Origin of the sequence: Bacillus sp. FJAT-49736, from assembly GCF_018343615.1 — a bacterium.
Taxonomy (GTDB): Bacteria; Bacillota; Bacilli; order Bacillales; family Bacillaceae_C; genus Margalitia.
This window is the reverse complement of the sequence record NZ_JAGYPI010000001.1, coordinates 227198-239719: the sequence shown is the minus strand read 5'-3', so window position 1 is coordinate 239719 and position 12522 is coordinate 227198. Positions and strand designations below refer to the sequence as shown.

Here is a 12522-nt window from a genome sequence, read left to right as displayed (position 1 = left end):
GTGGAAGCGTCAAGCCCAAACCGCTTGACCCTTCCACGGTATCATCTGGCTAGTCGCTAAGTTAAGACAAGCCACCAAACTGCCTATCACTAATTAGGCAGAAATCTCCTTATAATATTTTTGCGCATATCCAACAGGAGATAAATATCCTATAGATCCATGTATTCTTTTACGGTTGTAAAAAAACTCAATATAACGGTAAATTTCAGTGTATGCTTGTTCCTTTGTTTGGAACTTTCGACTTTGAATTAATTCTTTTTTTAGAAGACTAAAAAATGCTTCTGCACAGGCATTGTCATAACAATTTCCTGTTCGACTCATACTAGCTTCCATTCGGTACTCCAGAAGTTGATCACGATAGTCTTTGGATGCATACTGAGTTCCACGATCCGAATGATGAAGCAAGCCTTCGGCTGGTTTTTTTGATTCATAAGCGTCCTTCAATGCGTCCATTACTAACTGGGTCTCCATGTGTCCGTAAAGACGCCAACCAACAATTTCACGTGTAAACAAATCAAGAATACTAGCTAAATATAAGCGACCTTCCCGACAGGGAATATAGGTAATATCGGCAACCCACACCTTGTTTGGGGCGGAAGCAGTAAAGTTCTGATTCAATTTATTTGAGGCGATAGGATAATCATGATTCGAATTAGTCGTAGTTACCTTGAATATCTTAGAGACACATGATCGTAGCCCTAATTCTTGCATGTACTTGCTAACAGTACGCTCATTGATAGTGTAATCCTCATCCTGTAGGAGCTTTGTGATTTTAGGGCTGCCATATATTTTATCTGAATCATGATAATGAAAAACAATACGATCTTTAACTTTATTCCTTCGCATTTCTTGTTGGCTCGGCTCATGATTCCTCCACTTGAAATAACCGCTCGGAGACACCTCTAAAACTTTACACATCTTCGTCACCGAAAACTCCGAACGATGGTTTTCAATGAATTCAAACCTTATGGTTTTGGACTGCTGAAGATGTGCACCGCCTTTTTTAAAATAGCTAGTTCTTCTTCGGTATTAGCTAATTTCCTATCTTTTTCTTTTAATTCACGTTCTTTATCTCGGAGCTGTTGTTCTAACTTGTTTAGACGTTCTTCAATTGCAATAGGTTCATTTTCAAATACTCTATATTTTGTCATCCAGTCATGAAGACAGCTTAGTGGAATCTTCAATTCATCAGCAATATCTGACATTGTCTTCTTTTTCTGTTGCTCTTGTGCAAACTTGACTGTTTCACGTTTAAATTCATCACTATATCTTTGACGTTGTTCACCCATGGAAACCCTCCTAATTATTATCATCATATCCAAATATGACTTTCGTTAAAGGGGTGTCCACTTTTTATTCTAGTTTCACTATGTCCGCTAAATTCTTTAATTAGAGGCATTTATGTAAAATACAGATTTCCTGTCCGCTTAGTTGGAACAACTAAAAGTTTGATTCGTTCCAAATCGCTTAATCATTTAGTAATTTCGAAATTTACAGATCTTAATAACTTCCCATAAGGAGAAAAGAAATATTTAGTTCCTTATTTATTTTAGTAAGTAGAAAGAAAAACGAGTCCACCGCTGTAAATTCAGCTTCAGACTCGTTTTTTGAAGAGTTCATATAACAAACTTTAATTATGAAAAGTAGGCTTATAGAATGAACGATTTTCCAAAGCAAAGATTCTTTCCGAAAATTCCCCTGGCTTCACATGTCTTAATGCACGATCCAACATGTTCATCTTAGCATCAACGTTATCAATATAATGTAATATTTCTGCTTCCTTAATCATTGGAGTCTTGGCGCTGCCCCATTCCAGCTTGCCATGGTGACTTAAAACCAAATGCTGAAGCACCATTACTTCCTCCCCATGAATGCCCAGTTCATCTGCCGCTTTGCCAATTTCATTCACCATAATAGTAATGTGGCCAAGTAAATTCCCTTCAACTGTATAAGTAGTGGAAATAGGACCAGACAGCTCCATTACTTTTCCTAAATCATGGAGGATGATACCGGAATATAATAAATCCTTATCTAAAGAAGGATATAGATTTGCTATTGCTTTTGCCAAATTGAGCATGGATACTACATGGTATGCAAGACCCGAAACAAATTCATGATGATTTTTGGTTGCAGCAGGATAAACTAAGAATCCTTTATTATATTTTTTTAACAAATGTCTAGTAATACGCTGCAAATTCGGGTTCTTCATTTCAAAAATATATTGAGTGATCTGACTCATCATCTCATCCTGACTTAACGGAGCTGATTCGACAAAATCAGATACTTGCACATTGTCAAGAGGTTGGGAAGGCCGGATTTGCCGTAATCTTAACTGCAAGCGACCGCGATAATTTTGGATATCTCCACTGACCTTCACGACGGTTTCCGCTTTATATGTTTCTTCATCTTGCTCTGATGCATCCCAAAGTTTTGCCTCGATATCACCTGTGCGGTCCTGTAAGACTAAGGATAAAAATGGTTTGCCATTACTCGCTATTCCTTTTGTGCAGGATTTTACGAGTAGAAACAATTCTATTTGTTCTCCAACTTCAAATTGCATAAGTCCTTTGGACATCTATTTTACCCCCATTTCCTCTTGTTACCATTTAACCTGAGTATAACATAATTTTAACAATTGCTTCTTTAAAAAAATTATCCAATTCCTTTCAATTTTTCTACTTTTGATTGTATTTCTGTTAAGTGTAGAATATTTCCTTCCGAAAACTCTTCTAAAAGATGCTCGTGACAGCTAAAAAACAGCACTTGATTTGTATTGCTTATTTCTTTTAATAATTCAAGCACCATTTTTGTTCTCTTTCTATCAAAATTAACAAAGCTATCATCTATAATTAACGGATAAGGGTATTCCTCTTTTAATACATGGACTAGCGCGAACCTTAATGCTACATATAGCTGCTCTCTAGTTGCCTGGCTTAACTCTTCAGGAACAAAGATGGTTCTGTCTTTTCTTTCTGCAACAAATTTTCCATCTTCCTGCAAGTGCAAGTGAGTATACTCACTATTTGTGAGTACTCTTACAAATTCTTCCGCCTTTTCAATTACTTTCGGAAATCGATCATTCTTTAAACGATCCATTGTAAGCTTAAGCATATGCTTTGCAACTGCCGCTTTTGCCCACTTTCTGGCTTTCTGATTAAAAATATCCTTTTCCTGATAAAATGCATGGAGCTTCTCCGTAAAGGTGCCACCTTCTTCTAAAACAGAAATTTCATAGTTTACTTGCGCTAATTCTTTATGAACAATCTCAAGTCTCTTCGAATTGGATTGAACTAGTTCTGTCCACTTTTCTCTTTCACTTTCCAGTTCATCAAGTGACTGGATTCGTTCGAGCTTTTCAATAGAATGAACATTCAATTTCTGATCAATCATTTCAAGTTTTATTTGCAGCCCCTGGAATTCTTTATCTTCCAGCCCCTTCTTTCGAAACTCCTCTGGATCCTTTGCATCAGCATTCTTTAATAAGTCGTCCATCGCGTTCATTAAGGAAGTCTTGGAGTTTGTCCATTTCTGTTCCTCCCGATTCAATTCTTCAAGCTTGATGGATAATTCTTTATATTGATCACGTTTTTCCGTTGCTTTTCTCCATTCGTTTTTCATATGGATAATTGCTTCCTGTATTGGCAAAGAATGATTGGATTCGACATTGGCAATTTTGTCTACATTATCAGCCCATTCACTGTATTTACCCTTTAAAGCATTCAACTTTACCATCTTTTGTTCTTTCTTTTGAATAGAATGAAATAGCTCATTCAAAATTTCATAAGCATCTTGTAGTTGTTCTGCTGAAAAATGGTTGCCTAGTCTCAACTCGTTTTTAATATTAGTTAAATGCTCAGCGTTTTCACGCCATTCTAATTTCCAATTATCCAATGTGTCTTGAACATTTTTGAACCGGCTTTGCTGTATTTCGAGTTGGAGGAGGAGTTCCTTCCATTCTTGCCTTAAATCTAATTGTTCAGTGTATTTATCAGACTGATCAGGATTTGTATCCAGCTCCTTCAATTTGCCTGCGAGATCTTGTTCTCTCTCTAATAAACTTGAAAGCTCTTTTGTAGATTCTTTTCTTTTTCCTCTTTCCAGCCAATTAGAAACTAGTAGTACTACGATTCCTACCGCAGAAATTACGGAGAGAAACCCTTGCTTAGAAAGGAAGCTATAGACCATTAAGCACCCTAAAAGCCCCAAGAAAGCAAGAAGTCGAAAACCGCTTGTGATAGATTGTTGACTTCCCTTCGTCATTCTTAACATTTGAACTTGTTCTTTCACATGCTGGTATTCCATTTGTATTTGCTGAATGCGAGTATGCTTCTTTTGGTTTTCCGAAAGCCTGCGGAATTCGTCCTCCGGTATCAGTCTTTCTTCTATCCTTTCAACCTTCCACTCAATCTCCTGAAGGCCTTTTTCCTCTAACTCAGCTTGCTTCATTAATTCTTTATGACGTGTGGTTAGAGAGAAATATTCCGTCGTTGCCTTTTTTACACGTTCCTTCATCGCAATGCCTAAATCAATGGTAGAAACGAGATGCAGCTCACTTTCCACGAAATGAATATCTTTACCCAATCTTTTTATCTGTTCCTCTATTCTTTCTATATCAAACAATAATGCTTGTATTTGCTCCTGCCAATCCTGTGCCTGCGGCCATTGCTCTAAAATCAGCTGGATGTACGATTCATTTTCTATTATTCTCGAGTCTGGCATTGCCGCTTCTAATTGTGTTTCTAGAAGTTTTCTCCGTTCCTGAACAGTTGTCAAATTGCTATTGGCAGAACGCAGCTGGTCCTCCAAATGCTCCAATCTGCTGATTCCATCAATCGGAAAGGCGGTTTCACCAAGTTCTAACAGACGATGATGGATTTTTTGTCTTTCTTGAAAGAGTGGCCAATCTTGAAGAAGCTGGTTCAAGTTTTGAATGTTTTGCTGATATGTATGTATGTGTTCCTGCAATTGCTCCATTTCCACTTGCAAATTAAGAGCTTGCTGTTTTTTATGAGTATACGATTCATTCTGTCTCTTTCCTGTTTTCAGCTCTGATTCCTTTTCTTTTAACTGGTCAAGCAGTTGATTTAATTCAGGCTTACGTCCATTCGGTTTAAAAAGTGCGTCCAGCACCTTTTGCAGTTGTTCCTCTGCATGTAAGAATGTATCCGTCCCAACCGTCCCTGCTGCCAACAGATATTTACTTATTTCCTCCCCCTTCATTCTGCCAACATCTTGGATTCCATGAATATTGAAGGAAAAAATGGCTTGAAACATCCTTCTGTCCATACCATTTAGGATTTTTGCTAAAAGTTCCTCATTTCCAATCGTTCCATCCCTCAGAGTAACCGTTACATCCCCTGATGCTTTTCCTCTTATCCGCTCAATGGTGACCTCGCCGTATTCTTTTGTTTCAAGGACCAGTTTTCCACCATATTTTCCACTATTTTTCGGCTCATATCGGAGTTCTGATTGCTGCTTAGTTGGGAACCCAAATAGAATACTATGGATAAAAGACATCAATGTAGATTTACCTGCTTCATTTTCCCCAAATACGACTTGTAAAGCAGAGAAGGACGGTATATGCATATCTGAAAGCTTTCCATATCCATAAATAAATAGTTCTTTGATTCTCACATTCATCACCTCCTACTAGAATTTTTCTTGAAGCAACTGTGTTAACCATTGTTCTGCCTCATCTACGATTTCTTTCTTCTCCTCAGAAGAAATCTTCTCTAAGTACCTGTTACTCTTAATATGAGAAAAAAGCTCTCCTAACGCTTCTTCGAAAACTTCACTTTGTTCCAATTCTTTTATGGTTATTCCTAATTCTTTTTTAAACATTTGATGGTCATTTAGTATACCAGCATTATATTCATTTAGTTTAAGCCGATAGGTCCAAACAAATTGATCCTCTTCCGTTTCTCCATCCTGCAGTATTTCTAATAATTCTCCATTTGTAATTTTCCCATGTGCTGTGGCCTCTAAATGTTCTGTATCTTGAATGTCCACTTGAAGAAGAGTTGCCTGATTTTGTTTGCGAATTGCTTCGATTGCTTCCTTGCACTTGGTAAATAAATCGTGAAAATAGGTAATTCCCCGTGCTGAGATAGTTATAGATTCCCAAATAATATCCGAAGTTTCTATAAAATTTAGAGAAGCTTCATTTTTCGAAAGGGTAACTGCATAACAGCCTTTCATAGATTGTTCCTTTAAGCTTCGGCCTTGAATGTTTCCTGGATACACAATGTAAGGATCTTGATGTAAAATTTGTCGCTTATGTATATGGCCAAGCGCCCAATAGTCCATATCCTTCTCCAATAAATCTCGGATGGAAAAAAGAGCATATGTTTGATGGATGGAGCTTCCTCCCTCACAATGGCCATGAAGAATACCAATGTCAAGGTCTGCACCAGGTATTTTGTTATATAAATCTATTCTTCTTTCCCTTACATGCTTTTCGGGGTAGCTAAATCCATATAAGTGAACTTTAACACCTGTCTTTGAGATGTACTCCATCATCTCAACATTAGCGCTAAATATATGTGCATTGTCTGGCATTTCAATCGTTGTCCATACTCCACCAAGATGATCATGGTTTCCATGGACGATGTATACTTCTATCTTCTCATTGGCCAGGCGCTCCAATTGTTTTCGCAATCTGGCCTGAGCCTTGATGCTGCGGTCTTCCCCGTCATATAAATCACCGCTAATGATGACAAAATCAACATTCTGAGAAATTGCAGCATCTACTACTTTCGTAAAGGCAGTGAAGGTGCTTTCCTGTATTCTATTAAAAATTTCCTTCGGCATATATTGCAATCCGACAAAGGGGCTATCCAGATGCAAATCTGCACAATGAATAAATGTGATATTTTCCAAGTTAAGGCGCACTCCCTCGAATATATGTTCTCAATTTTTATTATAAACAAATTTCATTTATATAAAAAGTGATTCTAATAGAAAATACAACAATCTTGTGTTTTCCTATACTTTTTTATTCTGGGAATATTCAAAAATATGTTAAACTAATTGTATAGTTTTAAGTAAAGGGGAAATAGATATGCCTATCTACAAATTGACAGCATTTGAACCAAATGGGGAGAAAATTTTAGATGAATCATTTGAAGCGGCAAATGACACGGAAGCGAAAAGCAAAGGTGAAGTAATGTTAAAGGAAAAAGGCGCAATCGACAAAACACATCGCTGCACCTCACCGGCAGGAAAGCTATTATTATTTCATCGTTAAATCGGCCAAAGCGGCCGATTTTTTATTTCCCTTGAAAGTTTGGTATCCTTTTTTCCACAAATGCCTTAATTCCCTCTTGATGATCATACGTTTGCCTCATATTCCACTGGGCGCTTGTTTCTAGCTCTAGGATGGTTTTTAACTTAGTTTTATTTATTGCTGTAAAAATCTTTTTCGTTTCGATCATGGAAAGCATTGGCTTCGCCTTCCAATAGGTGATTTGCTGTTTCACTGCTTCTTCCACGTCTGTTACCACTGCATCTACTAGACCTATTTGTTTTACCTCAGGTCCACTTAATACTTTTCCTTCCCATATTAGCTGCTTAGCATTTTTCTCTCCAATTCTTCTTTCTAAATGGAAATGTCCACCGCCATCTGGTACAAGACCAATTCCAATAAAGTTCATTGCCAGCTTGCTATTTTCATGGCAAACAACATAGTCCGCTCCAAGAGCTAAGCTAAGTCCCAGGCCGGCTGCGGCGCCATTTACTGCTGCAATTGTAAGCTTCGGCATCGTATAAAGGGTTGTGACAAGGCTATTAATTTGCTCCATAATGGTAAAGAATTGTTCCTTACCACTAAGTTGCAGCATTTCCTTTATATCTCCGCCGGAAGAAAAGGCACGCCCTTCCCCTGATAAAACAACTATTTTAGTATGTTCATTGGAAGATAATTCTTGAAGTACTTCATTTAACTCATTTATTAACACTGTATTTAGTGCGTTCAGCGATTCTGGACGATTTAGCGTTACTTTTGCCACTTCACCATTTAATTCCACTAGTACTGTTTTATATACTGAATTCATTTTCATCTCCTCCTATCTATAGGATAACTGAATGAACATTCATTCGTAAAATGTTATTTTCACAAAAGTCTGTCAGTAATTTGGTCATATTAAAAAGAAGGTATATTTTAAAAAGGAGTTATTGGACATAATATAAAACTTCACCCTGATTTTTTTCTCATAGAACACTGCTATAGGACATTTCACTGTACAAATTCAAAATATCCTTTACTTAGTTCCCACCTCAAAAAAAGACAAGTTCACTTTAGAACCTGCCTTTTTAAATCATTACTTTATCACATTCATTTTTTTCAAAAACTCGATTGGCGGCTGCTTGCGGAAATGCTCCTTTACCAGATAGGCTACACCATTTTGATTATTGGAGCGTGTAACCCAGTCCGCTGATTTTTTCAACTCTGCCGCTGCATTCCCCATCACTACACCAAGTCCTGCCCACTCAATCAGCGGTTTATCATCGAAGCCGGAACCGATGACAACTGCTTCTTCCCTATGGATATTTAATAGGTCGCATACATATAATAGACCCTTTAGTTTCGAAACACCTGTCGGAACTATTTCCATTTTCGTGCCATCATTTTGAATACAATCGATTTCATGGAACATTTCTCTTATTGCCTTGCTTGCATCACTTAAATCTTCCATGTCATTAAAGACAACCTCTATTTTGGGTGTGGCAATAGGATTTTCCTTTAATTTTTCCAACAAGGAATCAACATACTGTTCCGAATATGAGTAGCGGGTGGATGATTGAAAAACAATTTTGCCCATTAAGTTGCTTGGCATTTTCATTTTGTTACCTAGGGTAAAATCTTCATGTACTACACGGATTTGACAATGAAATGCTTCCAAAAAACGCACAAGGTCAATCGTAGTGTTCTCGCTAATTTTCCTAACTAATATTGGGTTTTGCTTTTCATTAGCAATAAATGCTCCCTGATGGGTGATTAATGGTGCATTTACTTTTAAGGTACTTCCAAGCCTACTTGCTGTTGAAAAGTTCTTAGATGTCACAATGGACACATAAATGCCTTTGTCAACCGCGTATTCAATCGCTTCCTTTGTTGCTTTATTTAAACGTCCATTGCCGTTCAACAATGTATTATCAATATTCAGCGCAAGCAGTTTATAAATCATTGATGTGTTCCCCCTCTTGTTTGCAGATCCAAGGCTTTGGAATATCACTTGTTTCTATAAACTTATGTGTTTTTTTGACAATGTAGAACTTTTAAAAGGGGATTAGTTGGAATGATGATAGAAGGACAAAATAAAAGAGCAACCCGAAAGTTTGGAATCTAACGGATTGCCCACATCTATTTAGGCAGTTATTCCTTATAGCTTGTTGCAGTACAAATATTGATAAAATTCAGAAGTAGGCGAGCATCTCTTCTAGAAAAGATATTTTCATCTTTACCTATAAAATTCCGAATCTAATTCAACATAGGAAAAAATCCTTATTTTATTGACTCATTCTACCGTATAATTCATCCAACGGTTTCATGATAATTTTATTTAATTCATTAATGGCAATGCTCATTTGTTGTTCGGCATCCATAAGTTGAACGATTTTTGGATTTTGCTGAACAATGGCAGCGACATTTTGAGCCTCTTGAACATCATTTTGGGAAATGTTTTGCCCTGTCATTTGTTTTTCTTGCAGCTTCATTTGAATGTTACGAAACTGATCGAATAGCTGTTTTGCAGCGGGATCCTTCCTTACTTCCTCATACCTTGCTTGTAATGTCGTATATTCCTGGCTATTCTTCAAAGCTTTTTCCAATTCATATGCGTAATCATAAATATTGCTTGCCAAATAAAAAACCTCCTCATAGTTCTTTTACCACTATAACAAAGTATGGGCATTCTATCCAATCTGCTACAAAACTCTCCTTTTTACCATTTAAAACTATCGGAGCATCCTATATAGTCAAGTTGGCAACCATCTCATTTTTTTACCCGTAAAAGAAATGAACCAATTCCCCAATTTATACATAGGATATCAGCAAGAGCCCAAGGGAATAAACATTATTTTAAATGAGGAACATGACGATGACATTACAAATTTCCATTCAAAAATCGAATCCGTTTGATGGGGATAAGCCAATTATTCAAGTCCCTCTTTGTATATCGGAACAACTGAATATCACTGTGGATGACACCATACAGGTGAAGGTTGGAAGAAAAATTGTAACGGCGGAACTAATAATTTCACAGGACGAAAATAATATTCTCCACATGAATCAAAGGCTCTATCAGGAATTGTTTCTGCCCCTTGAAATAATCCATCTCCAAGCATATTACCATGAAAATAGGCTTTGTTTGGGTCCAGTAATCGCAGTGCTGACAGAGATTAGACCTCATAAAAATCAACCGCCTTCATTCGGTTCTATCCATAATTATTGCGGTGAGCTCCATCATTATAGTCAAAAGACAGGAGCAGTAGTATACATTACCTCTTTGTCTAAGTATCCCAATAAGGGGTTTTTCTGTATGGAAAACGGTTGGGCAGAAACCAAAATGCCTCATCCAGATTTTATTTATAATAGAATTCATTCAAGAAAAAATGAAAATAGTAAGTTGTTTAAAAAAGCAATAACAGAGTATAAGGAAGATAATACAATTTTTTTTAATTCCTGTTTTGTTTCAAAATGGGAGGTTCACGAGCAATTAGAAAAAGTATCACAGCTACAAGCTTTTTTACCTAAAACTTCCCTTTTTGATCCAATATTATTTCCAGTTTGGATGAATCAACATAAGGATCTTTTTCTTAAGCCTGTCAATGGGAGTCAAGGGCATGGAATTATCCATGTATTTCTAGAAAACAATGTCATTTTTATCGAGCGAACTAATTCCCCTACACCATCCAAGCATCCATTCAAGTCGGTCAGCCTGGCGGCAGTTTCTATTCAAAAATGGATGATGAAGAAGTCCTATATTATGCAGGAAACTATCCCATTAATCACTGATGAAAACAAAAAAATAGATTTCCGTTTTTTATGTCATAAAATCAATCTCCATGAATGGAAGATTACCTCAGCAGTTGCCCGAATATCAGGTGATGACCAATTTGTATCCAACATTGCGCAAGGAGGAGTCTTAGCGAAACCATTGGAGATATTGTCTAATCATTTTGCTCGTGAAAAAGCTGTACTAATTTATAAATTAATGAAGGATTTAGCTTTGGAGGTTTCAAACATAATCGGCCAGTCCATAGATGGCTTTTTTGCTGAGTTAGGAATTGATATTGGAGTAGATGTAAAGGGAAATCCTTGGCTTATTGAGGTAAACTCTAAGCCGTCCAAGCAAATTGACTCTAATGAAAAGCAAATCCGCCCTTCCACAAAGGCCATAATCCATTATTGTATGAATGTCTGGAAAGAAAGGAGTCATCTCGATGATAACAATGGGGATATTAACACTCATTCCACATGAAAATAACTCCTATTTTGACGAAATAGCAAAACGTGCACACTCTTACGGAATAGATATACATCTATTCTCCCCTTTAGCAATTAATCCAAATTCGCTGCTAGTAAACGGGCTTTATTATGATAGTGAAAAGGAAAATTGGGTGAACAAAGAGTATCCAATACCTGAGTTCCTTTACGATCGTTGTTTCTATGGAGAGGAACGGAAATCGAATGATGCCGGCGCAATTGTATCTTGGCTAAAGGCAAGAAACGATATTACATTCCTCGGCTACGGATTACCAAACAAATGGAGATTGTACGAAACATTGATCAAAAATCCGAATCTTGCTCCATATCTGCCACTAACCAAAAAAGCTTCTAGTCCGGAGAAGGTTCTAACTGAGCTCAAGCGTTATGATGAGATCATCTTAAAGCCGATTAACGGTGCACACGGATATGCCGTGTATTCTCTGCAAAAGATCGATAATGAAATAAAAATCCAAACTACAAAGCAAGAAAAAATGGTTGAAAAGAAATTTATCAATCATGAGCAGGCAAAGAGCTGGCTGGAAAGATTACTGACAAAGCAAATATTTCTTATACAGCCTAGATTAGATAATCGAAATAAAGATGGTTCTCCTTTTGATTTGCGGCTATTGCTGCAAAAGGATGGAGATGGTACTTGGCTCGAAAGAGGAAGAGCCATTCGGACTGGAGCAAAGCATGGTTTACTCACCAATATTTCTGCAGGCGCCAGTGTCCTTTCTTATGAAGCTTGGCGTTCTAAAGCAACAAATTTCAATCATTTTTATTTACAAAATGAAATAGAAGATTTAATTAAGATTCTTCCGACTCAACTTGAAGAATTGTTCCACCCGTTATTTGAACTAGGAATCGATATTATTATTGCCAAGAATCAATCCATTTGGATTTTGGATATTAATTCAAAACCTGGCAGAAAAATTATTAGTTTAACTAATCCAAACCAGTTGGATTCTTTATACGAAGCTCCTCTCAAATACTGCCAGTACTTAGCATCTAATATAAAAGCACATCCATAAGAA

Annotated in this window: 11 protein-coding genes; 3 read left to right on the top strand and 8 right to left on the bottom strand. The window is 37.0% G+C overall.

Annotation, left to right across the window (positions count from 1 at the left end; all coding sequences use genetic code 11):
* Nucleotides 1-93: 93 nt before the first annotated feature.
* From KHA87_RS01250 to KHA87_RS01230, 5 genes are all read right to left on the bottom strand, one after another.
* Nucleotides 94-969 (bottom strand): IS3 family transposase, encoded by an 876-nt coding sequence (locus KHA87_RS01250; RefSeq protein WP_349305575.1) that lies wholly within the window; start codon nt 967-969, stop codon nt 94-96.
* Complete coding sequence (locus KHA87_RS01245; protein ID WP_213092305.1) at nt 966-1289, bottom strand: transposase; 324 nt, start codon at nt 1287-1289, stop codon at nt 966-968. The genes KHA87_RS01250 and KHA87_RS01245 overlap by 4 nt, the downstream gene beginning before the upstream one ends.
* Before the next feature lie 341 nt (nt 1290-1630).
* Entirely contained in the window at nt 1631-2575 is a 945-nt protein-coding gene (gene yhaM, locus KHA87_RS01240) for a 3'-5' exoribonuclease YhaM (protein ID WP_213092304.1), read from the bottom strand.
* 77 nt (nt 2576-2652) lie between these two features.
* A complete protein-coding gene (locus tag KHA87_RS01235) occupies nt 2653-5634 on the bottom strand; it encodes an ATP-binding protein (RefSeq protein WP_213092303.1) in 2982 nt (993 codons plus the stop codon).
* A gap of 15 nt (nt 5635-5649) precedes the next feature.
* On the bottom strand, nt 5650-6879 hold the full coding sequence (locus KHA87_RS01230; protein ID WP_213092302.1) for a metallophosphoesterase family protein: 1230 nt from the start codon (nt 6877-6879) through the stop codon (nt 5650-5652).
* A 181-nt stretch (nt 6880-7060) separates the two neighbouring features.
* On the opposite strand from KHA87_RS01230, the gene KHA87_RS01225 reads away from it, so the two are divergent.
* Complete coding sequence (locus KHA87_RS01225; RefSeq protein ID WP_213092301.1) at nt 7061-7246, top strand: YhzD family protein; 186 nt, start codon at nt 7061-7063, stop codon at nt 7244-7246.
* Nucleotides 7247-7268: 22 nt separating this feature from the next.
* Here the strand turns inward: KHA87_RS01225 and KHA87_RS01220 are convergent, their stop codons facing one another.
* The 3 genes from KHA87_RS01220 to KHA87_RS01210 form a co-directional block, all read right to left on the bottom strand.
* Nucleotides 7269-8057, bottom strand: coding sequence for an enoyl-CoA hydratase (locus KHA87_RS01220; RefSeq protein ID WP_213092300.1), 789 nt, complete (start codon nt 8055-8057; stop codon nt 7269-7271).
* Nucleotides 8058-8318: 261 nt separating this feature from the next.
* A complete protein-coding gene (locus tag KHA87_RS01215) occupies nt 8319-9185 on the bottom strand; it encodes a Cof-type HAD-IIB family hydrolase (protein WP_213092299.1) in 867 nt (288 codons plus the stop codon).
* 322 nt (nt 9186-9507) lie between these two features.
* The gene (locus KHA87_RS01210) at nt 9508-9861 is read right to left on the bottom strand and encodes a YlbF/YmcA family competence regulator (protein WP_213092298.1); all 354 of its coding nucleotides are present in this window, start codon (nt 9859-9861) and stop codon (nt 9508-9510) included.
* A 236-nt stretch (nt 9862-10097) separates the two neighbouring features.
* Here KHA87_RS01210 and KHA87_RS01205 point away from each other — a divergent pair, with 236 nt between their 5' ends.
* Nucleotides 10098-11480: a YheC/YheD family endospore coat-associated protein gene (locus KHA87_RS01205; RefSeq protein ID WP_213092297.1), complete on the top strand. Its 1383-nt coding sequence runs from the start codon at nt 10098-10100 to the stop codon at nt 11478-11480.
* Nucleotides 11443-12519, top strand: coding sequence for a YheC/YheD family endospore coat-associated protein (locus KHA87_RS01200; RefSeq protein ID WP_213092296.1), 1077 nt, complete (start codon nt 11443-11445; stop codon nt 12517-12519). The genes KHA87_RS01205 and KHA87_RS01200 overlap by 38 nt, the downstream gene beginning before the upstream one ends.
* Nucleotides 12520-12522: the final 3 nt, after the last annotated feature.

What these genes read in the sequence shown, in the direction of transcription:
- KHA87_RS01245 (WP_213092305.1), bottom strand. Translation starts at nt 1,289, where the DNA reads ATGGGTGAACAACGTCAAAGATATAGTGATGAATTTAAACGTGAAACA.
- yhaM (WP_213092304.1), bottom strand. Translation starts at nt 2,575, where the DNA reads ATGTCCAAAGGACTTATGCAATTTGAAGTTGGAGAACAAATAGAATTG.
- KHA87_RS01225 (WP_213092301.1), top strand. Translation starts at nt 7,061, where the DNA reads ATGCCTATCTACAAATTGACAGCATTTGAACCAAATGGGGAGAAAATT.
- KHA87_RS01220 (WP_213092300.1), bottom strand. Translation starts at nt 8,057, where the DNA reads ATGAAAATGAATTCAGTATATAAAACAGTACTAGTGGAATTAAATGGT.
- KHA87_RS01215 (WP_213092299.1), bottom strand. Translation starts at nt 9,185, where the DNA reads ATGATTTATAAACTGCTTGCGCTGAATATTGATAATACATTGTTGAAC.
- KHA87_RS01205 (WP_213092297.1), top strand. Translation starts at nt 10,098, where the DNA reads ATGACATTACAAATTTCCATTCAAAAATCGAATCCGTTTGATGGGGAT.
- KHA87_RS01200 (WP_213092296.1), top strand. Translation starts at nt 11,443, where the DNA reads ATGATAACAATGGGGATATTAACACTCATTCCACATGAAAATAACTCC.